Origin of the sequence: Streptococcus gwangjuensis, assembly GCF_028156745.1 — a bacterium.
GTDB lineage: Bacteria > Bacillota > Bacilli > Lactobacillales > Streptococcaceae > Streptococcus > Streptococcus gwangjuense_A.
Map to the genome: position 1 here is coordinate 105128 of NZ_JAODJG010000035.1, position 23937 is coordinate 129064.

Genomic DNA, 23937 nt, shown 5'->3' on the forward strand with positions numbered 1-23937 from the left:
AACACTGTTTTGAGGTTGCAGATAGAACTGACGAAGTCAAATCAAAATACTGTTTTGAGGTTGCAGATGGAAGCTGACGTGGTTTGAAGAAATTTTCGAAGAGTATAATACGAAAAAGCCCTGTTCCTCGAGATGAGGAGCAAGGCTTTTTGAGTTTCAATTATTCTTCTGTTCCAAGGAAGTTTTTCGCAACAAGAGCTGCAAGAACTCCACCAACGATTGGTGCAAGGATGAAAATCCAAACTTGTTGAAGAGCTGCGCCACCTACCAAGACAGCTGGTGCCAAGCTACGAGCTGGGTTTACTGAAAGTCCAGTAATGTTCAATCCGACAAGAATCATCGCCATCAATGACAAACCGATTACCAAACCAGCAATCGCGCCATTTCCCTTGCTTTCTGAAGTAACAGTCATGATAACCAAAACAAACAAGAAGGTTGCAATGACTTCAAACAAGAATCCACCAAAGACAGTGACACCGTTTGCCAAGGCATTTTCACCAAGACTAGCAGTTGACATACCTGAGTTAGCCAAGAGGAAGAATACCGCAGCTGACGCAAGGAAAGCTCCAACAACCTGACCAAGGATGTAGTTGACAAGCTCTGAAGATGACAAACGTTTGTTTACAAACATAGCGATCGAAACAGCTGGGTTCAAGTGAGCACCTGAAACAGTTCCGATTGAGTAGGCTGCAACTACGATTGCTAAACCAAAGGCAAAGGCGATTCCAAGGTGACCTAAGCCATCAAGACCATTTCCAAAAACAACAGCTCCTGTCCCAATGAACACAAGCATGAAAGTACCGATTAATTCAGCAACAAATTTTTTCATTTTCTTTCTCCTTTTTTCAAAAACTAGATACTAGTCTATCAAAAGTAGGAAAGGGTTTCAAGAAAATTGATTGGAAATTTCAGGTTAAAATTCTGTAAAAACGGTAGTGTTTATTTGAAACATTTTTTTCAAAGGTGTATACTAATAGCGTAGTTTTGATAGGGGTTACAAAACCCATTATAAAAGCTCATTTGTAAACCTTTGCTGTTCTTTTATGAACGTTTGAATGGTATCGTGAATACCAAGGAGGAATCATATGTCTAAAGTTGCTATTGTCACAGGTGCAGGTCAAGGAATCGGTTTTGCAATTGCGAAACGATTGGTTCAAGATGGCTTTAAGGTAGGAGTCTTAGACTACAATCCCGAAACAGCCGAAAAGGCTGTTGCCGAATTATCAGCTGAAAATGCCTTTGCTGTCGTAGCTGATGTTTCGAAACAGGCAGAAGTTGCCCAAGCATTTCAAAAAGTTGTTGACCATTTTGGTGATTTGAATGTTGTCGTAAATAATGCTGGTGTTGCTCCAACTACTCCTCTTGATACAATTACTGAGGAACAATTTACACGTACTTTCGGTATCAACGTTGGTGGTGTCATTTGGGGGTCACAAGCTGCACAAGCGCAATTTAAAGCACTTGGCCACGGAGGTAAAATTATCAACGCAACTTCTCAAGCTGGTGTAGTCGGTAATCCAAATCTAACTGTTTATGGTGGAACCAAATTTGCTGTTCGCGGAATTACGCAAACATTAGCCCGTGATTTAGCAGACTCAGGTATCACTGTTAACGCCTACGCACCAGGTATTGTGAAAACACCAATGATGTACGATATCGCTCATGAAGTTGGTAAAAATGCAGGAAAAGATGACGAGTGGGGTATGCAGACATTTGCAAAAGATATTACCCTAAAACGCCTATCTGAACCAGAAGATGTGGCTGCTGCTGTCAGCTTCCTTGCAGGGCCAGATTCAAACTACATTACAGGACAAACCATTATCGTTGATGGTGGTATGCAATTCCATTAAGATACAGGAAAAGAGGTTGGAAAATGATTCAACCTCTTTTATTAGTTTTCATTATTAGTTAGGAGGATACAATAGAAACTCTTTCAATAAATAATACTAGCTTATCCCTAGTATTGAAAAGACTGGATGGCTTCTTTCAAGTCATCTTGTAAACTATTTCTCTGGTCAAGTTGGACATAGACTTCCAACAGACAGGATCTGAAGTTGGAAAATTTATAAAAATCTTCCCTTTCTTCTATCGGAAAGTCAACAGCTTTTATCCAAGAAGCTACTTGCTCTTGCTCCAACTTCCCTTGTAAAATAGGTTCATAGATTACTCTTGCTAAACGCCAATCCTCATCATCTGTAAAACGAATGGACATTCTTTTAAATAGTTGGCCAAGTATCTCAAATACTTCATGAACCCTGTTTTTAGGAAAGTCTGGATGACAAACCACCTCTGTCAGTAAATCGGCTCCATGTGCAAAAGCATGAACCCAACCATACTGACTTGAAAAACCCGTTGTATCCTTTTCTTTTGAAAGATAGTGCAAACCTTGATTTAAAAGGACATTACGAATTTCTGCTTTTAATCCCTGATAAAAAATCGATTGCTGGTTGGCATCTGCAGACAAGAGATTTGCATAAATAAGCGCCCTAAAAGAACGTTCAAGGGTTGACAGTCCTACCTTATCAATCTCTTTATCTAACCCTCCATCAGATGAAATCCCTTCAGCAATGAAATGAAATTGTTCCTGTGTAAATAGCTCTTCCTGAATCCCTCTAGCAAAGCTTGTAAAAACAAGATCATCGCGAATTTCTGGAGAAGGATCTCCCAAATGATCAAGCAACCACTGAATTTCTTCATCATGATAACTTGGTTTTTCCTCTGCTATTTTTCTAAGTAACTCTTGATACATGGGCAATACCTCTACATTTCTAGCAACTTGATATAATCTAGACCCCATTTCTCGACAGCATCTAAGACAACTCTGAATTCCTGCCCCATTTCAGTTAAGCTGTACTCAACTCGTGGTGGAACTTCGGCATAGACCTTTCGTTGAACAATCTTATCCTTTTCTAATTGACGGAGATGACGGGTCAAAATAGTTTGAGTGATCCCAGGCAATAATCTCTGCAATTCTTTAAATCGTTTGGTACCCGTACTCAACTGATAAATGATTACCAGTGCCCATTTCCCCGTTAAAACCCTCTGCGTTGTCGCAAATGGACAAATACCATACTCACTCACTTTATTTGTCATAAAATATCTTCTTTCTATTTTTAAAAAAATTTATCTTTTAGTATCAATAAAAGTACTACTTTTGATACTAGCTATCAAAAAAGTGTCTACTTGTTTTTTTGTTTGTAACTGTTACAATTATATCATAAAAAAAGAAATGGAGAATAGATATGTCAACAAACTTAGAAATTTTCAATGCTTATAACCAAGCTTTAATTGCTGGTGACTTTCCTAGTGTCTTTGAAACGATGGCAGACGATATTGTCTGGCATCAACCTGGTAATCATAGTCTATCTGGTACAGTTGTTGGTAAGGACAAGCTAGGAACTCACCTGGCTACATTTGCTGAGAAAACTAATGGAACCTTTAAGGTGATAACAAATTGGGTTTCTGACAATAAGGATTTAATCGCAGCTAATGTTACTTTTCTTGGAACACGGGCTGATGGTACTGAACTCAATATGAACGGGATTGACCTCTTCCGTATTGAAGACGGAAAAATCAAAGAAGTTTGGCTCTTCTCTTCAGATCAAGCTGAAGAAGATAGCTTTTGGGGATAATTAAAGAGGCCAGGACAAAAAATTTTGATTTTAGGAATTCTTTATTATAAATTTTTAAAATCGATAGATTAGAAAAAAAGCGAACAAGACAGAATTCTGAGTATCAGATAACTCGTTTTGTTCGCTTTTTTTATTTAAGGTTAGACTTTTGTCCCAGACTCTTTTAATTTACTCTCCCAACTGGGCACTGTAGGCGATAATCTGGTCAACTGTGTCTGATAAGAACTGGATAGTATCACGGAGTGGTTTATCTGTTGAAATATCGGCTCCTATAATCATGGCTGACTCAAGTGGTGTTTTGCTACCACCTGATTTGAGGAGATTAAGCCAATCTTCAGCTCCGGTTGCTGAATGTTTTAGATGAAGATAACCTGCAGTCGAGATCACAAGTCCTGCTGAGTAGGTGTAGCTATACAAGCCCATGTAGTAGTGAGCTTGGCGCATCCAAGTCAGAGCTGCATCATCATCAATCTCAATGGCATCGCCCCAGAAATCCGTCAAAACTTCCTTCATAATACTGTTGAGTTTGCTTGCTCCGAAAGTTTCTCCTTCTTCAATCAATGTATACACTTTACGCTGGAAGGCTGCTTCTAAGAGGTGAGTGATAAAGTTATGGAAGTAGGTGTCTGTCAAGCGGTGAGCCAGAGCGAAGCGTTTTTGACGTGGGTCGTCAGATTGGTGCTCCAAGTAATCACTGAGAAGCAATTCATTGAAGGTTGACGGTACTTCAACATAATAGGTCGACATATGAGCATTGAAGTAACTTTGATGATTATCTGAAAAGATGAATTGACCAGAATGCCCGATTTCATGAATCAAGGTATAAACGTCGCTCAAACGACCTGTCCAGCTCATAAGGACATAAGGGTGTACGCGATATGGGTCCGCTGCATAGCCACCAGAATCCTTGCCACTATTGGCAGCAAAGTCCACCCAGCGCTCTTCTTGATAGCGAGCCACTTCCTGACAATATTCTTGTCCCAAAGGTTCTACTGACTTCATGACTAAGTCATAGGCATCGTCAATAGTCACTGCAAGATTGAGGGCGCTGTCCAAGTCCAATTTCCAGTCTGCAAAGGTCATCTTTTCAAGACCATTAACCTTGGCAACATGCTTGAGGTATCTCTGAGCAACGGGTGCAAAGTCCTTCATGATGAGGTCAATCTGACGATCAAACATGGCACGATCCACTTCTTGTTCAGCTAGAAGATAATCAAAGACTGAGTCGTAACCCTTCATATCTGCCAAGAGTTTTTCAGACTTGACTTGAGCTAGATAGGCTGCTGCAGCCGTATTTTGGTGCTTACGAAGACCTTCTGAGAAGGAACGGAAAGATTTCTCACGAACCTCAGCATCCTCGTGGTTTTGGTAGAAATTCTCATAAGTAACAAAGCTGTTTTTGTAGGTTTTGCCATGAGCTTCAAAGTCAGCCATTTCAAAGTCCCCAGCTCGCATCTTAGTGTATATATCCTGCGGACTGTAGAAAACTTCACCGAGATTGGTCAAGGCCTTCTCCACATCAGCCCCTAGATAGTGGGCTTTTTTGATTTTTGCCTGACGAATGGCAGCTGTTAAATGTGGCAATTTACCCAGACGGTCTAAGACTTCCTCATCAGCTGCCACCAAGGCATCGTCAAAGAAGGTCAAGGCTACACTGGCATCTGTTTCGAATTCCATCCCAGCTTGGGCAATGTTGGCAAATTCGTCATTGCTATAGTCTGTCGTCTGCGGCATAAAACCATAGTTTCCAATATGGCTCATCTGAATGTAGATTTGTTCCAATTCCGCAAAGGCCTTCTCGAAATCTTCAAAAGTGTGAAGATTGCCCTTGTAGTCACGGCTAAACTGGTTGATGTCTTCGCGAGCTTTCTCGATTGCACGCAAGAAATCCTCACGGTCTTGGTATAGGGCTGTTAAATCCCAAAGTTCCTTCTCTGGAAATTCTGAACGGTGTTTTTGTTCCATTTTCTTCCTCTTATTTCTCTAATTCTAATAAAACACTAAGGGCTGATAAGGCGTAAAGCGGTGCTGTTTCTGCTCTTAGAATGCGAGGACCAAGTCCTGCAAGAACCGCTTCCTTAGTTTCAAAACTTTCGATTTCTGCAGGTGACAGGCCACCTTCTGGACCAAATATAAAGAGCAATTTGGCTCCTTTCTCGAGTCCAGCAACTGCTTGTAAAAGCGCAGCGCTTTCTCCTTCTTTGGCCGACTCTTCATAAGCCACTACAATGCGGTCAAACTGGTCCAGTTGAGCTAGAAAGTCTGATTTTTTCTCGAAAAGCTGAATACTTGGAACGATATTACGCTTACTTTGTTCTGCTGCTCCAAGGGCGATTTTTTCTAGTTTTTCAACCTTTTTACCCAATTTTTTGCCATCCCACTTAGCAACGGACCAATCGGCAGGAAAGGCCCAGATTTGGCTCGCACCCAGTTCCGTCACTTTTTGCGTGATGAACTCCAGCTTGTCTCCCTTGGGAAATCCAGATGCAATGGTCACTTGAACGGGCAGTTCCACATTGTCAGCCAATTCTTGGATCAACTCAAACTGACGAGCTTCCACATCCAGCACGCGCGCCAAGCGCTTAATTCCATCATCAAAGACCAAAGTAACCTCATCATCTTCTTTCAAGCGCATAACCTGAAACATATGCTTACTGGTTTCCTTGTCCTTAATGGTGACAGGAGAGACTGCACTCCCCTTGACAAAATACTGCTGCATGCTAGCCTCCAATCACACCGGAAATATCCTTGGTTTTCTTAAAGACACAGGCATTCCATTCCCCTTGAATCATGTGGGTTTCAAGGAAAAATCCAGCTGACTCAGCCGACTCGCGCACCATGTCCCACTTGTCCTTGATAATGCCACTCATGATGAGGTAGCCTTCATCCTTGACCAAGCGGTAAGCATCCTGTGTCAAATGAATAAGGATATCCGCCAAGATATTAGCTACAATCACATCTGCCTCAATCTCAACACCCTTAAGCAAATCACCTGCAGCTACATGGATGTTTTCCATGCCAGGGTTGAGCTCAATATTTTCCTGAGCAACACGAACTGCCACATCATCTAGGTCGTAGGCGAAAATTTCCTTAGCACCCAAAAGCGAGCTGGCAATAGAGAGAACCCCTGAACCAGTCCCCACATCCAGCACCGTTTCGCCACCACGAAGGACCTGCTCCAAGGCAAAGAGGCTCATCTTAGTAGTTGGGTGGGTCCCTGTCCCGAAGGCCATGCCTGGATCCAGCTTGATAATTTTTTCTCCAGCAGTCGCCTCATAGTCTGTCCAAGACGGCACGATGGTCAAATCATGAGTGATACGAGCTGACTCATAGTATTTCTTCCAGTTGTCTGCCCAATCTTCCTCAGCCAAGGCAGTCGTCCCCATCTTGACTTCTCCCAAATCCATAAAATCTGTCAATTCTGCTAGGCGAGCCTGCAAATCTGCCTCAACCACTGCCACATCAACCGTTTCAGGGTAGTAGGCTGTCACTACGATTTCTTCTTGCTGCTCTACCTCTGGGAAAATCTCACCAAAACGATCCACATTCCCCACATAGTCCATACTATCTTCAATCGCAACACCTTGCGCTCCTAGCTCGATCAGGAGGTTAGAGACTAGCTCTTCTCCCTCACGCTTAACTGTAACTTTTAACTCTTGCCATGTTTCCATAAATTTTTTCCTTATCAATCTATTAATTCTTCTAATTCTTTTAAAGTTCTTCCATCCTGATCTTTCCAATCAGTTCGACCGTTCGTTTGCATACCCAGCAAAAAAGCCGCTGCATAAGAAGGGCTAGAAAAGAGTTGTTTTTCTTTTAACACTCCATCTTGAATGACCCGAGAAGCTATTAAATTCTGACGCATTTCTTTTAAACTTGCTGGAAGGTTAGGAGAATCCATTATTTCTACTTGACTTCCTTCTAAAACAACAAAACCTTCAGTTGTCCGTTCACAAGTTGCTTCTATTACTTTTTTAGATTTCTTAGTTTTACGCTTTAAATAAAGATAAGTTGAATGATTATCAGTCAAATCTTGACTAACTTCCTTTATCATTGGAACAAAAACACGATAACCTAAAGTGCCGATAATCATTAGTGTATTTTCAACAATTTCATCCAGTTCAGATTCCTTTTCCTCAGTTACATTACCAGGATTTGGATCATTCCCATTTTTCACAATGTAACGACCAGCTTCTTTAGCAAGTTGAGTAAATTTATTTTCCAAATAGCTAATTTCTGTTGGACCAAAAGAATTATTTTGAGTTGTTAGAATGATGACGTCATTAAAATAATCTGCATGAATATCACGGGTATGCTCTTGAATTCGCAGCAATATCCCTTCACCATTTTTCCGAGTTGTTGCCTGACCAATATAGGTCACATCTTTTTGCTTATCTTCATCTCGACCAAATAAGAAATAAATACCACTTTGTTTCATTTCATCACGAGACTTCAAATCTCCCAATTGAATACGAGGTATTTTGTAAATCACTCCCGTCCAATTTGACAAAGTACATTTGATTTTTCCAGTTACTTCACCATCCATGAGAAACATATTGATATTCTTGCTACGCTTCGCCATTTATCGAACTTCCTCCAAATAATCTCTCACCATGTCCTGCAACTGGGGCACGACCTTATCTGAACCAAGAAATTCCTCGACATTCATGAGCTGATAGCCCTGCCCTTCATCACCAAAGGTGATATTGTAAAACTGGTTCTGTGTCAACTGACCGACAAGAAATACAGATTGTTTATCCGCAAAAAGCATACTTGGATAAACCTTACTCCAAAGCAGACAATCTTCAGTCAGATGAATTCCCAGTTCTTCATAAACTTCACGCGCCACGCACTCAAAAGGACTTTCATCCCCCTCGCGTCCCCCACCAGGCAGTTCCCACATATTGGGCCAGGGAATGCTTGCCTTATCATCGCGTAAGATGGTCAGGAGCCTATCCCCACAAAACAAAGCAATCTTACAGCCTGTGAAATCAGAAATCTCTACTTCCATGTTAGACTCCTAGTATCTCGGATAAGGATAAAATTCTCCCTCTTCCAAGCCCACTTTTCCTTCTTCAAAGACTTCTTGATTCCATTCCATGACGAATTCTTCTGCTTCTGGGTCATCCAAAAAGTCCATAAGGGCATCTAGACCAACCTCGGCAGTATCTTTAAGGAATAGTGCAAAATAGTTTAAAAATTCGCGAGAGAAACCTTTCTTTGGTAAGTAAGGAATAACCGTCAAATAATCTTCCTCATTGACGGTTGACTTAGCAGGATTGTAAAAGAGTACCGCTTCTTCAAAGAGAATGTCATCTGATGAAACCTCTCCATCTTCATCCACCATCTCCACACCTGCAGCATTTTGCGCTTCCAATAGAAAACTCACTTCAACCGCGTGGTTGCGCTTGTCCCAACTAATCTCAAAATCAAAGGGAAAGTTCTTCTCCAACTCTTCCTCTAAAACATCTAAAAATCCGTATGTTGCCATTTTGTCCTCTTTCTATGCGACTCTTAAATCGCCCCGATTGCTCGGAAATATGCTAAAATAGATACTACCATCTTACCACAAAATTATTTTATGTCCTAATTATACCATATTACCTCATTTAAACCCTTGGTATCAGTGATTTTCTTAAACAGTTGATTTCCTTATTTTTTCCAAAAAGTCAACACAAAAAGCCCTCGAAAGGGCTAGCAAATCTATAGGATCAATAGATAAGTAACTAGCACAATTAGATGTGCTTTTTTATTGACCACTCCCACGATACCACACTTAATCTTAGGCTTGAATTTTCTTATCTGCAATAGCGTCTGTCAAAGTCTGAGAAAAGTTAAGTCCCATTTCTCGTCCCAACTTATCTGCCCATCTTGGTATAGTCAAGGTCTTTTTAATTGGTTCCTGACTTCCTAAGTACTCTGATACATCAACAGATACCATAGAAATAAAAGATTTATCAAGGTCATAGGTTGACACGAAATCTTCATCATCTTTAAAAGGATCATTATCAATTAAGGACAAGCTATTGATATCTGATGGCTGGGGCAAATCTCCATCACTCTCTATTAAATCTGCGACAGTAATTCCTAACCACTCCGAACCCATAGCCAAAGCCTCAGAAATCCCCGCACCTTGTGTAGCTGAGTATTCAAAATCTGGGAAATGAACAAAATAAGTCGCTTTTACTCCATCTGTATCATCATAATAAAATAAAGCTGGATACGTAACTAACATCTCACTACCTCCATATCAAAAAGCAGGGGTTGAATTTTACAACCCAGCTTGCTTTCTTATCCCTCTTTCAGTGTACTTATTCAGCTCACCATGAGGGATTGTGATAGGTCTTTCCCCTTGCTTCTCCATTTTAATATGGGAGCCTTTACCGCCTTTGGTCTTTATCCAACCATGAGCCGTAAGGAGTTTAACCATCTCTTTTTGTGTCATAGGCATAGCGCTTTTACCTCCTGACAACACTATTATAACACGTGCTACACGTATTGTAAAGTAGTAATACTTATTACTCTCTTATACATAAAAGCCCCTAGATGTGGTTCTAAGGGAAGCCTTATATAAACGGATAGGCAGAACTATCAGAGTTCCTGCTTTTCTCGACCCACTAGAAATGGCGCGATTCAATCTCAAAATTACTTCTCCTCTCTTCATTAAAAAATGATTATCACCCAAAATTATATTACGATTTTTATAAAAGACTAGCAAAAACTACTAAATCAATACATTCGGCAGACGAGAAACTTGCATTGTCAGATAAACTGTTTTATCATTTACCATACTTTATTCATTAGTAATATCACTTGATTTGAAGTATAATATTGGAAAGGAAATCAGTAATGAATTTAGAACAATATTTAGGAAAAGAAATTAGAGTTGTTTTTGTTGACGGGCAAATTTTAGAGGGTCATTGTAATAGCTTTACAGGGAAACTTGATACGGAAGATGAACTCTATGATGAAATTACAATAAGAACAGATAAATATCCATATGTTGGATTTAATGAATCTGAAATCGCATCAATAGAGTTAACTCAAGACGGTATTACAAAATAACAGGAGTTGTTTATCATGAATAAAACTAAAAAAGAGAATTTAATTTTCATTGATGGTTGGGAGCATGTGCATTGCCCTGTATGTGGAACTTTAGTAGAAACTTATGATATTTGCGATGTTTGTCATTGGCAAAATACGGGAGCATTTAATATCGATGGTGGTCCTAATAAAATGACTCTTGCTGAAGCGAAAATGGCTTATAAAAGGAAGAACGACATGAATGAATCACAAAAGACTTGGGAAATTAACGGGGAAATATGGCTACATTGCCCTGTTTGCGGAACTGAAGTTATGGACTATGATATCTGTGACGTTTGTCGTTGGCAAAATACGGGTATTATAAATATTGACGGTGGCCCTAACAAGATGACTCTCGCCGAAGCCAAAGAAGCTTACGCAAGGAGAAAAATCGTAAAAATTCGAGAATTTGATACAGTGTTGTTAAAAAACGGTCAAACGGCGACAATTGTCGAAAAGTTAAGTGAAGATACTTTTATTGCTGACATAGGTGATTCACCCAAAGACTGGGATACCATAACAATCACAATCAATGATATTGAAAAAGTAGTGTATTGAAATAGCTAATATATTTGTATAGTATTGGGAGTAACCTTAAATGAATAAGACTATAAAAAAGAATATAATAATGATTGACGGATGGGAACATGTGCATTGCCCCGTATGTGGAAATTTAGTAGAAACATATGATATTTGCGATGTTTGTCATTGGCAAAATACAGGAGCATTTAATATCGATGGCGGTCCAAATAAAATGACCCTTGCGGAGGCTAAAGAAGCTTATGTTAATGGAATTCCAATAATATAATAGACTATAGTACTACGAAAGGAGAGACTGATGGAACTTAGAAGATTTAATAACAAGGTTGTCAGAATCACCGATATTGATGGCCAAATATTTGAAGGTGTAGCTCTTTACGAAGACAAAGATGTCCACGATGAAGAACTTGATGGGTTATCCGTTAATTCTGGAACCAGGTGGACTAAACTCTTTGAAGATGAAATCAAGAAAGTTGAAATTATTAACCAAGATCAAATGGAGTAAAAACTCCTTCGAATAGATATCCACTATTTCACTTTTCAACCATGTTTATAATTTCTTTTAAGCTTGGTTTTGTTTTTCTAATTCTATCCCATGCCCTCATTTTTAAAAAAGTCCCTAAATAGATGCCATTTATCTTTGGTAATTCGTTAGAAAGATTGTATTTCTCTCTAATCTCATCTTTATGACTTTCTACAAATTTGCTACGAGGTAAGCAATAAAAAATACCTTCCCCAAAATAACTTAAATCTTCATCAGATAGTTCAATTAGTTCTTCAGGTTTTACAAAAATCGCTCTATTAACTCTATCTTTGCCACTGGCAAAGGCTTTCTCCACAAATCTTTTATCTAGTCCCATCTTTATTTAACTCTCTTAAATTGTTTTAGTTCCAGAACAGTCAGTTCTTTAAATTCTTTTCCTGTTTCGTTTAAATATTTGTTAATTTTTCCAAGATTGTATTTCATAGGTGCTGGTTTCACTCCATTTGGTAAACCAACTAGTCCGTCAAGTTCCATAAATGACTTATTTTCAAGTAGCTTTGAATTTGAAGTATTCATCTAGTTCCATTTCTCCTTTTCAAATATTGCTATCTAAATTTATATCTACTATGTACTTTATCAAGAAAACTTCCTGACTTGGTAATTCCATCATTTCCATTCCTTATCACCTCTCTTTTCATTATAGTTCATGCAATAACATTTAGCAATATTATTTCTCAAGTCAGCAATTCCACTTCTTTAGACTCAACTATCATATTTTAAGCTTTAAGGGAAATCCATTCTCTCATGCTGATACCTCTCCTCATCAAATTAAATAGTCAAAAAGCTTCTATCTCGCTCCCGGAATGTTACAAAACCATTGAAATATCACAACTAATAGGCTAGAATGGACATAGTAAGATACATTTGGTGAGTTATACTGCTCAAAAAATATGAAACTAAAATCCACGCTAGAAAGGACTGCTATGCCAGACAATCTCGCGCTTCGCATGCGCCCAAAAACCATCGACCAGGTCATCGGTCAGGATCATCTGGTCGGATCTGGAAAAATTATCCGTCGCATGGTGGAAGCCAATCGTCTGTCCTCCATGATTCTCTACGGACCTCCAGGAATCGGCAAGACCAGTATCGCCTCAGCCATCGCTGGAACCACCAAGTATGCCTTTCGGACCTTTAATGCGACTGTTGATAGTAAGAAACGACTGCAAGAAATCGCTGAAGAGGCTAAATTTTCTGGTGGACTAGTTCTGCTACTGGACGAGATTCACCGACTCGATAAAACCAAGCAAGACTTCCTCTTGCCTCTCTTGGAAAGTGGTCTGGTTATCATGATCGGGGCGACAACTGAAAATCCTTTCTTCTCTGTTACGCCAGCCATTCGTAGCCGGGTGCAAATTTTTGAGTTGGAACCTCTGTCTAACCAAGACGTCAAAGAGGCCCTGCAGATAGCTCTAAGTAACCCTGAGCGTGGTTTTGATTTTCCAGTAGAACTAGATGAGGATGCGCTGGACTTCATCGCAACCTCTACAAACGGAGACCTGCGCTCTGCCTTTAACTCACTGGATTTGGCTGTTCTTTCTACCCCTGAGAATGATAAGGGCATTCGCCATATCACTCTAGACATCATGGAAAATAGTCTTCAGAGAAGCTACATCACTATGGACAAGGATGGAGACGGACACTACGATGTACTCTCAGCCCTGCAAAAGTCCATCCGTGGCTCGGATGTTGATGCCAGTCTCCACTATGCTGCTCGCTTGATTGAGGCTGGTGATTTGCCAAGTCTCGCTCGTCGCTTGACTGTTATCGCCTATGAAGATATCGGCTTAGCCAATCCTGAAGCCCAGATTCACACCGTGACTGCTCTGGATGCTGCACAAAGGATTGGTTTCCCCGAAGCCCGCATTCTCATTGCCAATGTCGTCATTGATTTGGCCCTTTCTCCAAAATCCAACTCAGCCTATGTAGCTATGAATAAGGCTCTTGCCGACCTCAAAACATCAGGGCACTTGCCTATTCCGCGACACCTGCGTGATGGGCACTACAGTGGAAGCAAGGAACTGGGGAATGCCCAAGACTATCTCTATCCACACAACTATCCTGGAAATTGGGTCAAGCAAGACTATCTACCAGAAAAAATCCGCAATCATCACTATTTCCAAGCAGAAGATACTGGTAAATATGAACGGGCTTTGGCTCAAAGAAAGGAAGCTATCGACCGTTTGCGAAAAATCTGAAATCCTTTTCAAAAAATTGCACTTTCCTCTTGATTTTTTTTGAAAAAGTGGTATTATATAAACATAGAAACGCTGTGGTGTACGACTTCACACTTAAGTGTTGACCGACTATTTTTTGTATTATTAGGGAAACAAAAGTCTTCTAACAGCATGTAGGCCGTCTCACACGGAAACAGCTTCAGTTAGAGCGAGTTGCCCACCTGCTTAATTGCGCGGGTTCAATACAAACCGTGAAGTTTCGGCACCAATACAGCTTTTTTCTTTGCCTCCTTAGCTCAGCTGGCAGAGCAGCGGACTCTTAATCCGTGGGTCACAGGTTCGATCCCTGTAGGGGGCATCTAAATACAACAGGAAAAGCCTTGATTTACAAGGCTTTTTTGCTTGTCTATAACTGATTTACCCCATCATTTGTCCCACATTTTAAATCTATCTTTTCTTTTTGAATCAAATTACATCTTTACAAATAGTGTAAAGCCAGTTACTTTTGCTTTGATGCCATACAATATTTTCATGTAGAGAAGACAAATTTTATCTTCTCTTTTTATTTTCAAAATAATAAAAACTGATTTTCTTTTCATAAATCAGACTGAAACTTCCAAATTTTCCATTTTGTTTATTGACATTTCCTCTAAAAAGGTGTATAACATTTTTATTATTAAACTATACTATACTATATAGGGGGTATTGAAATGAAATTTTCTAATCGTTTACTGCTATTCCTTGCAGGAGTTGTTTTTGTCCTTTTAGGACTTTTCCTATTTACAAACCCAGTAGCTAATCTTGTTGTTTACAGCTGGTGGATTGCATTTGGTTTACTGGTTGCTTCTATAGCAGCTATTTTAGGCTATTTCTCTGTACCAAAAGAGCTTCGCTCACCAGCTCATCTTTTCCAAGGGATTGTTAATCTTCTCTTAGCTCTTTACCTCGTTGCCTATGGCTTTGTGACGCTGCCAGTTGTCATTCCAACTATTTTAGGAATTTGGTTAATTGTAGAAGCCATTATAGCTTTCTTTAAAGGCAATCGTCTGGGATTGATTTTCCCTATTATTGGCAACCATATCATGTGGATAGCGTTGCTTGCATTTTTACTAGGTCTAGTGATTTTGTTCAATCCAGTAGCTACAAGTGTCTTTGTCGTTTATGTCGTTGCCTTTGCATTTTTAATTGTTGGTTTCACCTATATCCTTGATGCCTTTCGTAAATAATCTAGCTGCCATTTTGGGCATATTAAAATAGCTGGGAAGTTACATTCTCAGCTTTTTCTGTTGCCTCCTTAGCTCAGTTGGTAGAGCAGTAGACTCTTAAGCTATGGGGCGCAGGTTCGAGCCCTGCAGGGGGCACATCTAAATCAACAGAAATAAGCCTTGAAACCAAGGCTTTTTTTAACGTCTAATAGCTTTTTGTAGAAAAGTATTTAAAAATAAAAGAGAAGAGAATCTCTCACTCTCTTCTCAGTATATCTTATTAAATTTAGTTTTTCTTAATCTAGCTGATTTTCCTTTGCAACGACAAATTCCTTAACCAATCGATAGATAACAGCAAATATCGGTGTAAAGAATATCATCCCAAGTAGTCCGAAAAGATTCCCTCCAATACTAGCAGCCGCAAGCGTGAAAATAGCTGGCAAACCAATAGACTGACCTACAACTCTAGGATAAATAAGGTTTCCTTCAATCAGCTGTATAACTTGATATAGAAGAAGAGAAAGTAAGGCTTGAGTAGGACTCACTGTGAAGATAAAAATCGCTCCCACAACACAAGCAATCATAGGCCCTACATAAGGAATGAACGATAGCACTCCTGCAAATATACCTGTCATTACCCCATAAGGTAGTCCAAACAGGCTGTAGACAACCGCTATCATAACTCCTATGATGACTGCTTCAATCAGCTGACTCATCAAAAATTGGTCATAAGTCTCTAGTGCTACTTGTCCAATGTAAGTTAACTTTGTCACCACTTTCTCTGGAAATATAACTTTTAGAAGTCTACTCGTCATCGCTGCCAGATGTTCCTTACTGGATAAAAATAAAAAGGTAAAGACTATAATCAAAAAGGCATTCATCAAACTTGAAAAAATATTGCCGATATTACTAGTCAGACCTGATAAAAAACCTATCAAAGCTTGGCTAATAGAACTAGATTGTCCCTGTATGCCTGATACGATAGTTGACAACATGTCTTTGGTTACAAATTCCGAGCTGTCTAGCAATTTCCCAAGTTGAGTCAGGACTGTTGAAAGGACTGCTCCCAGCTGACTAATAGTCTGAGCAAGGGTTGGAAGCACCAAAACCAAAAGACAGATCACGATTAAGATAAGAGATAGGAAAACAAGCACCATAGCAATCGGACGGCGCAACCCTGCCTTTACCTTCATTTTAACTAGGAATTCTTCAATTTTTTTCATGGGAACATTGAGCACAAAAGCAATGACAGCACCATAAATCAAGGTAGAAGTTACTTCAAAGAGAGATACTGCCCCTGATATAAAGCTTGATGCATTCAGAATTACAAGAGTAACCAGCCCTATAAAAAGTATTAATGGGGTGTATTTTTTTACTAAATTCATAAATTCTCCTTAATAAACATGTTTAGATACGACTATACTATTTGGTTTTTCAAACTCTCGGTCAAGGTAAGCTTGGTAAGTTCCTGGTGCGATAAATCCTTTGGGTGAGAGGATATCGGTGCCAGCCTGACCGACTATGGTATCAGCCAAGAGCACACAGTTTGTAGATAAGACAAAGTAGGATTTAAACTTAGATTTGATAAATTTATAAAGTTCCCCATCTGTCTCATGTCTGATTTTATAAGCGTAGGTGTAGTCTTCCTTACCATCACCTGTCATGATTTTATCTGCACTTGGCTCCCATGGAATCGTCAGTTGTTTCAATTCAGCCAACTTTTTCTGAACTGCTTTTTCCATTTCAGGCGTCAAATCTATCCCATAACCAAAAAGCGTTTTTTGACTCTCACGTTTACATAGGTCAATGTACTTGTCACGATCACAGAAATATAAGACACCATCTCCTACCATGCCAAATAAGGTCTCAGAAGACGGATCATAGTTGCCATAAGAAATAACACGGCCTTGATAGCAGATATCCACATGACCAATTGCCGAAAACAGAGAGGTCTCAGCTGTATGAACAAAAATTTCAAGCTCCGCTGTCTTACCAGACTTCACCATTCCAAGATGGATATCCTCTCTCTCATCAGCATTTTCCTGCATGAATTTGTTGATTTTTGCTAAAGTTCTTGCAGGGATGAGAGCGGCTAGGACAATAGGTAAGCTCATTCTTACACGACGTTTGAGATGGTTTTTCCCAATTTCCTCCTCAAACAAGAAACCATCACGGATATTGGACAGACCATAAAGGAAAAAATAAGCCCCTAATACAAAGAGTTGAAAGACAGAATTTCCTGTAGAGGACAAAAGACTAGTCCCACCAAGAAAAACTAGTACGAGTCCATCTAGTAAGAGACGAAAACGAGGTCGAATTTTGTTTTTGCGGTAGAGAACATAGGTGACAAGGTTAATACTAGCATGAAAAATCTGATAAACTCCAATCACAAGAGCCAAAATATAAATCGGCACATCCGTCGCAAGATTGGAGCCAAGCAAATATCCCAGCACTAACAATTTAACCAGTGCAACTCCCAAGGTGTCCGTTGACTGACTTTTTTTGAAAATACGTAATACTAAATCTAAGACCGTTGCTATCCAAGCTAAAAACAGAACCAGTCGAATAACCTTTACTGGCAACCAAGTCCCCGTGACCATCAAGATGAGACCTAGCAGAACAAACAAGAACCCCTGAGCAAGTAATTTCTTACCTGTCAGACCTAAAGATAGAATTTTCGCCATATAAAAACCTTTCAACAATAAAAATTAAACACTCCGATTAAACTGACTAGTAAATAGCCAACACTACAAACAGCCTGTGCCAGCAACATATGGTGACTAGAAATGACTGTAGTAATGTCACCATCTTGTCTTATGCACTTCTAAAATTTGTTATATTGATTAGAAACCAGAGCTTATAAAAACTAGCTAAACTCGAGAGATAGACACAATTGCGACGAAAAAATGTATAACCAATTCAACTTGTTAAGGTAAGAAAGCATTATTTCCAATCTATTAATTATTCATCTATTACCTATTATGACACAATATTCCCTATAGTTCAACTTTTTACTTGTTTTTATATTACACGGACTAAAAAGTTTTCAACAGTTGATTGCATTTGTTTTAATAAGTTTTAACCTTTCTTGGTTAGATAAAAAAAGAACCATACAGTTTAGAATCTGTATGGTTTTTGCCCCACTTTTGTCCCATTTTTAAATCATGACATTGAAAATACCTAAAATCACTTATATTTCAATATTTTTAATTGCTCTCAATATGAAAGTCCTTTCCAAATCCCTGTAGGGGGCATCTAAATCAACAGGAAAAAGCCTTGATTTACAAGGCTTTTTTGTGTAGTCTTAGCACTAAAAACGATAGAAAAAGCGGCCCTTCTGTACTGACCCCAAAAGTTGGACAGAAAAAACCTAACTTTTGTGGCGCAGTTCATTAGCGCCACATAAAGTTATTTAAGCATCTCCTTTTCTCTCATTACCATTTTCTGTTATAATAAATTGTACTTCTAAAATAGAAAGGTCTTAAGATGACAACTCTTATTAAACATAAACGTGTAGAATTTTCAGAACTTTTTTATGACTTAGTTTTTGTTTTTGCAATTTCAAAAGTAACTACTTTAATCGACCATCTTCATAACGGTATTTTGACTTGGAATTCTTTCCTTGATTTTTTCATTGCTATTTTGGTTCTCATCGATTCCTGGATGATTCAAACCGATTATACCAATCGCTATGGAAAGAACTCTTTATTTAACATGGTAATCATGTTTATCAAAATGGGACTTTTACTCTTTATAGCCAATATGATTGGACCTGATTGGCAACAATATTTTCATTATCTCTGTTGGGCTATTGGTACATTAACCCTTACCTTATTTTTTCAATATTTGGTTGAATTTTTTAGAAAATCAACCGATGATGTTGAACGGGAAAGTATCAAAGATTTTCTATGGATAACAGGTCTAGGAAGTTTAGGAGTCTATCTAGCAGCTCTTCTTCCTATTTACGTTAGAGTCTATATCTTCTTTGCTAGTATTCTGTTTATCTTTATTATGCCAAGTATCTTGCTTAATAAAGATAAGCATTACCAGGTAAATCTCCCCCATTTAATCGAGCGCATCTCCCTTCTTGTCATTATTACGTTTGGAGAGATGATTACGAATCTAGCTAACTTCTTTACAATCGAGAATTTCTCGATTTATTCGGTTCTTTATCTCATTATTATGATTTCTCTGTTCTTGTTTTATTTTGGTCAATTCGACCATGCTATTGATGAAAAATCTAATCAAAAGGGACTATTTCTAATTTACAGTCACTATCCTATTTTCATTGGACTTATGATGATGACTGTATCGATGAGTTTTCTTCAGAATCCTGAAGCTAATCGTCTCTTTGCAACCAGCTTCTCTTATATCGGATTTGGCCTCTTTCAAGCTGCTGTCCTAGTAAATGGGCCCTATAACAAACACTATCTTCGCTATTCGAAAAGTTACTACTGTGTCCAAGCGACACTCTATCTGGCTGCCTTTATTCTCTCTTTAATCTTTGCTTCTAATCCTATAATAGTAGTGAGTATAACAACCATTTTAGCTCTAGCTATAGCCATTCATTTTATTTATTTTTATATGACACAGAATAAAAAATATTCCAAATCTAACTGGGAGTTATTTTAATGAGTTTATAACATTAAAAAGCTTTGGGAACCAAGGCTTTTTTTCATTAATTTGTTTTTCCATTTTATCCTCCGATTTGAACTCGCACTGACATTTATTTATAACAAAACTATATATCTAGAATAGCATAATCATTAGGTATTATAGGTTTTCAAACCAAATACGAGTCATTCGTTTTTGCCCCACTTTTGCCCCATTTTTAAATCCTGACATTGAAAACACCTAAAAGTATTTCCCTAAAATCAGCTATATTTCAACATTTTTGTTTATTTTCAATATGAAAAGTTCTTACAAATCCATGTAGGGGGCATCTACATACAACAGGAAAAGCCTTGGAATCAAGGTTTTTTTCGTATCTTCTACAAAAAAAGCAAGAGTTTTAGAGGACTATGACTCTAGATGTACATTTTACTTAAATGACTGAAGGTCTTTTCTTAACAAAAACACCCCAAAAATTAGATTTTTTCTGTCTAACTTTTGAGGTACAGTTCAAAACGCGAAATAGCATTTTTTATTTTAGGTTACTAATCTAATCGAATAAACATCATTGCGTTAAGCAAAGAGATGAGAGCGACTGTATTGACATTATTGGAATAGATCAGTCTCTTATTTTCAATAGGAGGAATAATAAAATTAGAAATAATGATATCGTAAGGTGAATCTTTTAGGGACTCAAGTGATAACTCTAATTCAGTCCAAACCTCAAGTTCAAAATTGTTGCTGCAATAATAAGAAAGTGTTTCCGCTACTGATTTTGCATGATACTGATCAAAATTGCTCATAACCAGAACCTTCAGCTTTGGCTGATTTTGTAGTAAATTCAGCACCAAATGTTTGGTATGAGTGATGAAGGTATAAGATAGATGATTTACCATCATTGAACTAGAACAAACCTCAAGAGTCTCTAAATAATGAGAAAGCTCTTTTTTTACATCTGAAACAAATTTAGGAAAAATATTTTGAAAATTCCTGATTGTATTCCCTTTTTGATCAAATAAAATAAACTCAGTGGACAACTCTTGACGATACAGATGTGCGGTATTATGCAGATGCCAAATCAGATTATCCTTATTCTCAATCTCAATCTGATACTTGACTGAAATCTGATCAATAAAATCACTCAATAGATGGTAAGATTTTTCAACATAGCTATCCTTTTTTACGCATTTCATAAAGAGACTTTCATCTATGAAAAACATTTTTTGAAAGTAAGACACAAATAATTGGCAAACAACTTCTTCATCTAAAGAGATATTGTATTCTAATTCAAAATTCTTAGCAACACCTTCTATTCCTTCTGCCTGCATTAAAAAATCCAAACTTTGGTCGTTAAAAGAATCTTTATCTACTTCCATAAAATGACCAAACTTTATTCGATATAGATTGGTTACTAGGAGCAACTTCAGCATTCTATGAGTTGACAAATTCATTGGAAAGCTTGTTTCCTTATAAACCAATTCTAACAATTGAGATAGGGGTTCTGATGAAAAATTTTTAAATGGCCATTCTAGAAAATAATATTTTTCTGAAAAATATTGTGCAAAAAAGTAACGAATGTCTCTCTCATTTCCAATGATTTGAACAGGAGCCAGACTGATTTCAAATTGAAATTGCTTTTTAATCACTTTATTGATTTGGCTAATAATACGATAGAGCGAAGATGAACTGATATAGAATTCTTTACAAATACTTTCAGCTTGACAACCTTCATTAAAGAAGATAAATTCTAAAATCGAAAAATGAGTTGAATGTTTAAAGAAATGATGGTAAACCATTTCAATATCACTATCATCGGTATTAATAATGCGTATACCATTAGTAGAAGAATAAAAAATCAAGTCAGGAAAAGTAGATTTAACATGGGATAGATCATCTTTGACTGCACGTTCTGTACAATTTAATAACTCTGCTAGTTCAGAACGATGAAACCATCGTTTATGTTCAAATAATAATTCTAATAATTCTAATTACCTATGACTTTTTTAGATAATAAATCTCTCATGAATGTCTTTCTCTTTTTATAAATTATCGGATTTCACCTCTTGCAATTATACCACAATGAATAGGTATAGCATGCTATAACGACTTTTACTAAGATCCTTTATCTCGTATAATAACACTACGGAGGCAATATATAAACAATTTTCTTATTTTACCGTCTATTAAGTGCGTGAATACAGAATCAAATTCAAGTCGAAAGATTATATTTTTAATTTTAAAAATTATATAATAGCAACAATCAAAGAATTTGATTTTTTTATATTAAAATTATATAATAATCAAAATAATTGATTATTTTATATTAAAATTATATAATAGCGATAATCAAAGGAATTGATTTATTTTTTGATATTAAAATAGAAAAGGAGGGTAAGCAATATTGTGGTCAATCATTGCTGGAGGTCTTATTGGACTTGTAGCAGGTAGAATCACTAAAAAAGGTAGTTCTATGGGAATCGTCGCAAATGTATTCGCTGGTTTAGTCGGGTCATCTGTAGGACAATCCCTTTTAGGTAGTTGGGCCCATCCATCGCTGGAATGGCTTTGATCCCATCTATTGCAGGAGCAGCAATTGTTGTTACTGTAATATCATTCTTTACAGGTAAAAAATAATTACTTGTAGAATAAACTATTTTTAAATAGATTAGACGGTTAAAAATAGTTTAATGTTAAATCGAAAGGATTGTATATGTCAAAAACAAAGAAAATATTTTTAATTATTTTCTGTATTTTAATCTTGACAATTTTCCTTCCTGTTTTGATAGATTATCATCAAGTTAGTGATCTAGGCATTCAGCTATTTAGCTGGAGACAGAATCATTTCGTTGAATTTTATCTCTCTAGATATATATTCTGGGGGATAGTGGCTCTATCAACTTTAGTTTTGTTATCGATGTTAGTTGTGTTGTTTTATCCTAAACGTTATTTGGAAATTCAACTTGAAACTAAAAACGATACATTAAAATTAAAGAATTCTGCAATCGAAGGTTTTGTTAGAAGTTTGGTGAGTGATCATGGATTGATCAAGAACCCAACTGTTCATGTAAATTTACGAAAAAATAAATGTTTCGTTCATGTAGAAGGGAAAATTCTTCCTTCGGACAACATCGCTGACAGATGCCAACTAATTCAAAATGAAATAACTAATGGATTGAAGCAGTTTTTTGGTATTGAGCGTCAGGTTAAACTAGAAGTTCTAGTAAAAGACTACCAGCCTAAACCAAAACCTCAAAACAAAAAGACTGTTAGTCGTGTGAAGTAAGGAAGTAAAAAATGGAATGGCTTAAACAATATCGATATCCAATTATCGCTGGTCTCATAGGCGTATTTCTCGCTTGTTTGATTATCTCCTTTGGCTTCTTCAAAACAATATTTGTATTGATTTTAGGAGCACTGGGAGTTGCAGCTGGATTATATATCGAAAAAAACTATATAGATAAATAAATACATAAATAAATACATAAATAAATAAATAAAAATTACTAATTTAATCAAAGGAGTTTCATATGTCAAACGAAAAAAACATTAACACTAACGTAGAAAAGAAAGATGCTACTGCTGTAGCTCACGAAATCAAAGGGGAACTTACTTACGAAGATAAAGTTATCCAAAAAATCATTGGTCTGTCACTAGAAAATGTTTCAGGTCTTTTGGGAATCGACGGTGGTTTCTTCTCAAATCTTAAAGAAAAAATCATTAACAGCGATGATGTAACAAGTGGTGTTAACGTAGAAGTTGGTAAAACACAAGTTGCAGTTGACTTAAACGTTATTGTTGAGTACCAAAAAAATGTTCCAGCTTTATATTCAGAAATCAGAGAAATCGTATCTTCAGAAGTTGCTAAAATGACTGACTTGGAAGTTGTTGAAATCAACGTAAACGTTGTCGACATCAAAACTAAAGAACAACATGAAGCAGACTCAGTAAGCCTTCAAGATCGTGTATCTGACGTTGCTGAATCAACAGGAGAATTCGCTTCAGAACAATTCGAAAAAGCTAAATCTGGTCTTGGATCTGGTTTCTCAACTGTTCAAGAAAAAGTTAGCGAAGGTGTAGAAGCTGTTAAAGGTGCAACAACTGGTGTAGTATCTCACGAAAAAACTCGTGTAAACTAAGATAAAATAAAT

26 protein-coding genes, 2 tRNA genes and 4 pseudogenes are annotated in these 23937 nt (G+C 37.6%); 16 read left to right on the plus strand and 16 right to left on the minus strand.

Annotation, left to right across the window (positions count from 1 at the left end; all coding sequences use genetic code 11):
* Positions 1-160 precede the first annotated feature (160 nt).
* Positions 161-829: an MIP/aquaporin family protein gene (locus tag N5909_RS06460; RefSeq protein WP_020903234.1), complete on the minus strand. Its 669-nt coding sequence runs from the start codon at positions 827-829 to the stop codon at positions 161-163.
* A gap of 256 nt (positions 830-1085) precedes the next feature.
* Between N5909_RS06460 and N5909_RS06465 the strand changes: the two genes are divergently transcribed.
* Positions 1086-1850 (plus strand): (S)-acetoin forming diacetyl reductase, encoded by a 765-nt coding sequence (locus tag N5909_RS06465; RefSeq protein ID WP_000048147.1) that lies wholly within the window; start codon positions 1086-1088, stop codon positions 1848-1850.
* A gap of 107 nt (positions 1851-1957) precedes the next feature.
* On the opposite strand, the gene N5909_RS06470 is transcribed toward N5909_RS06465, so the two are convergent.
* A complete protein-coding gene (locus N5909_RS06470) occupies positions 1958-2749 on the minus strand; it encodes a DUF2785 domain-containing protein (protein WP_271631027.1) in 792 nt (263 codons plus the stop codon).
* Positions 2750-2760: 11 nt separating this feature from the next.
* Positions 2761-3093 (minus strand): winged helix-turn-helix transcriptional regulator, encoded by a 333-nt coding sequence (locus N5909_RS06475; protein ID WP_000182730.1) that lies wholly within the window; start codon positions 3091-3093, stop codon positions 2761-2763.
* Positions 3094-3242: 149 nt separating this feature from the next.
* Between N5909_RS06475 and N5909_RS06480 the strand changes: the two genes are divergently transcribed.
* Positions 3243-3632: a nuclear transport factor 2 family protein gene (locus N5909_RS06480; RefSeq protein ID WP_271631005.1), complete on the plus strand. Its 390-nt coding sequence runs from the start codon at positions 3243-3245 to the stop codon at positions 3630-3632.
* 168 nt (positions 3633-3800) lie between these two features.
* Here N5909_RS06480 and pepF read toward each other — a convergent pair whose 3' ends face one another.
* From pepF to N5909_RS06520, 8 genes are all read right to left on the minus strand, one after another.
* The gene (gene pepF / locus N5909_RS06485; RefSeq protein ID WP_271631006.1) at positions 3801-5597 is read right to left on the minus strand and encodes an oligoendopeptidase F; all 1797 of its coding nucleotides are present in this window, start codon (positions 5595-5597) and stop codon (positions 3801-3803) included.
* A gap of 10 nt (positions 5598-5607) precedes the next feature.
* Positions 5608-6351, minus strand: a complete 744-nt coding sequence (locus N5909_RS06490) for a 16S rRNA (uracil(1498)-N(3))-methyltransferase (protein ID WP_271631007.1) — start codon at positions 6349-6351, stop codon at positions 5608-5610.
* 1 nt (position 6352) lies between these two features.
* Positions 6353-7303 (minus strand): 50S ribosomal protein L11 methyltransferase, encoded by a 951-nt coding sequence (gene prmA, locus N5909_RS06495; protein WP_271631008.1) that lies wholly within the window; start codon positions 7301-7303, stop codon positions 6353-6355.
* 14 nt (positions 7304-7317) lie between these two features.
* Positions 7318-8214 carry a GIY-YIG nuclease family protein gene (locus N5909_RS06500; RefSeq protein ID WP_271631009.1) on the minus strand — a complete coding sequence of 299 codons (897 nt, stop codon included), beginning with the start codon at positions 8212-8214 and terminating at the stop codon, positions 7318-7320.
* Entirely contained in the window at positions 8215-8643 is a 429-nt protein-coding gene (locus tag N5909_RS06505; RefSeq protein ID WP_271631010.1) for an NUDIX hydrolase, read from the minus strand.
* A gap of 9 nt (positions 8644-8652) precedes the next feature.
* Positions 8653-9123 (minus strand): DUF3013 family protein, encoded by a 471-nt coding sequence (locus N5909_RS06510; RefSeq protein WP_203213456.1) that lies wholly within the window; start codon positions 9121-9123, stop codon positions 8653-8655.
* Between the two features lie 291 nt (positions 9124-9414).
* A complete protein-coding gene (locus N5909_RS06515) occupies positions 9415-9867 on the minus strand; it encodes a type II toxin-antitoxin system HicB family antitoxin (protein ID WP_203213457.1) in 453 nt (150 codons plus the stop codon).
* A gap of 36 nt (positions 9868-9903) precedes the next feature.
* Positions 9904-10083: a type II toxin-antitoxin system HicA family toxin gene (locus N5909_RS06520; protein WP_001132279.1), complete on the minus strand. Its 180-nt coding sequence runs from the start codon at positions 10081-10083 to the stop codon at positions 9904-9906.
* 398 nt (positions 10084-10481) lie between these two features.
* Between N5909_RS06520 and N5909_RS06525 the strand changes: the two genes are divergently transcribed.
* The 5 genes and pseudogenes from N5909_RS06525 (at position 10482) to N5909_RS06545 (ending at position 11760) form a co-directional block, all read left to right on the plus strand.
* The gene (locus N5909_RS06525) at positions 10482-10697 is read left to right on the plus strand and encodes a hypothetical protein (protein ID WP_271631011.1); all 216 of its coding nucleotides are present in this window, start codon (positions 10482-10484) and stop codon (positions 10695-10697) included.
* Between the two features lie 15 nt (positions 10698-10712).
* Positions 10713-10904 (plus strand): annotated as a pseudogene (locus N5909_RS06530) (CPCC family cysteine-rich protein); the annotation flags it as partial.
* Between the two features lie 9 nt (positions 10905-10913).
* Positions 10914-11099, plus strand: a pseudogene (locus tag N5909_RS06535) (CPCC family cysteine-rich protein); the annotation flags it as partial.
* Between the two features lie 214 nt (positions 11100-11313).
* Positions 11314-11523 carry a CPCC family cysteine-rich protein gene (locus tag N5909_RS06540; RefSeq protein ID WP_238393769.1) on the plus strand — a complete coding sequence of 70 codons (210 nt, stop codon included), beginning with the start codon at positions 11314-11316 and terminating at the stop codon, positions 11521-11523.
* Positions 11524-11553: 30 nt separating this feature from the next.
* Positions 11554-11760 (plus strand): hypothetical protein, encoded by a 207-nt coding sequence (locus N5909_RS06545; protein ID WP_203213459.1) that lies wholly within the window; start codon positions 11554-11556, stop codon positions 11758-11760.
* 28 nt (positions 11761-11788) lie between these two features.
* On the opposite strand, the gene N5909_RS06550 is transcribed toward N5909_RS06545, so the two are convergent.
* Entirely contained in the window at positions 11789-12115 is a 327-nt protein-coding gene (locus N5909_RS06550; RefSeq protein ID WP_203213460.1) for a hypothetical protein, read from the minus strand.
* 2 nt (positions 12116-12117) lie between these two features.
* Positions 12118-12315, minus strand: coding sequence for a hypothetical protein (locus N5909_RS06555; protein WP_203213461.1), 198 nt, complete (start codon positions 12313-12315; stop codon positions 12118-12120).
* A 407-nt stretch (positions 12316-12722) separates the two neighbouring features.
* On the opposite strand from N5909_RS06555, the gene N5909_RS06560 reads away from it, so the two are divergent.
* The 4 genes from N5909_RS06560 to N5909_RS06575 all read left to right on the plus strand — a co-directional run bounded on the left by N5909_RS06560 (position 12723) and on the right by N5909_RS06575 (position 15334).
* Complete coding sequence (locus N5909_RS06560; RefSeq protein ID WP_271631012.1) at positions 12723-13994, plus strand: replication-associated recombination protein A; 1272 nt, start codon at positions 12723-12725, stop codon at positions 13992-13994.
* A gap of 264 nt (positions 13995-14258) precedes the next feature.
* Positions 14259-14331 (plus strand) — tRNA-Lys (locus tag N5909_RS06565).
* Between the two features lie 352 nt (positions 14332-14683).
* Positions 14684-15199 (plus strand): DUF308 domain-containing protein, encoded by a 516-nt coding sequence (locus N5909_RS06570; protein ID WP_261046242.1) that lies wholly within the window; start codon positions 14684-14686, stop codon positions 15197-15199.
* A 62-nt stretch (positions 15200-15261) separates the two neighbouring features.
* Positions 15262-15334: transfer RNA gene (locus N5909_RS06575), tRNA-Lys, on the plus strand.
* Positions 15335-15474: 140 nt separating this feature from the next.
* On the opposite strand, the gene N5909_RS06580 is transcribed toward N5909_RS06575, so the two are convergent.
* A complete protein-coding gene (locus N5909_RS06580; protein WP_261056804.1) occupies positions 15475-16563 on the minus strand; it encodes an AI-2E family transporter in 1089 nt (362 codons plus the stop codon).
* 9 nt (positions 16564-16572) lie between these two features.
* On the minus strand, positions 16573-17862 hold the full coding sequence (locus N5909_RS06585; protein ID WP_125453785.1) for a DUF308 domain-containing protein: 1290 nt from the start codon (positions 17860-17862) through the stop codon (positions 16573-16575).
* Between the two features lie 802 nt (positions 17863-18664).
* On the opposite strand from N5909_RS06585, the gene N5909_RS06590 reads away from it, so the two are divergent.
* Positions 18665-19810, plus strand: a complete 1146-nt coding sequence (locus N5909_RS06590) for a low temperature requirement protein A (RefSeq protein WP_173304495.1) — start codon at positions 18665-18667, stop codon at positions 19808-19810.
* Positions 19811-20334: 524 nt separating this feature from the next.
* On the opposite strand, the pseudogene mgaSpn reads toward N5909_RS06590, so the two are convergent.
* A pseudogene (gene mgaSpn, locus N5909_RS06595) lies at positions 20335-21812 on the minus strand (virulence factor transcriptional regulator MgaSpn).
* 375 nt (positions 21813-22187) lie between these two features.
* Here mgaSpn and N5909_RS06600 point away from each other — a divergent pair.
* From N5909_RS06600 to N5909_RS06615, 4 genes and pseudogenes are all read left to right on the plus strand, one after another.
* Positions 22188-22423: pseudogene (locus N5909_RS06600) on the plus strand (GlsB/YeaQ/YmgE family stress response membrane protein).
* 76 nt (positions 22424-22499) lie between these two features.
* Complete coding sequence (gene amaP / locus N5909_RS06605) at positions 22500-23072, plus strand: alkaline shock response membrane anchor protein AmaP (RefSeq protein ID WP_023946078.1); 573 nt, start codon at positions 22500-22502, stop codon at positions 23070-23072.
* Between the two features lie 11 nt (positions 23073-23083).
* The gene (locus tag N5909_RS06610; RefSeq protein ID WP_000455064.1) at positions 23084-23254 is read left to right on the plus strand and encodes a DUF2273 domain-containing protein; all 171 of its coding nucleotides are present in this window, start codon (positions 23084-23086) and stop codon (positions 23252-23254) included.
* Between the two features lie 62 nt (positions 23255-23316).
* Entirely contained in the window at positions 23317-23925 is a 609-nt protein-coding gene (locus tag N5909_RS06615; RefSeq protein WP_033681457.1) for an Asp23/Gls24 family envelope stress response protein, read from the plus strand.
* Positions 23926-23937 lie beyond the last annotated feature (12 nt).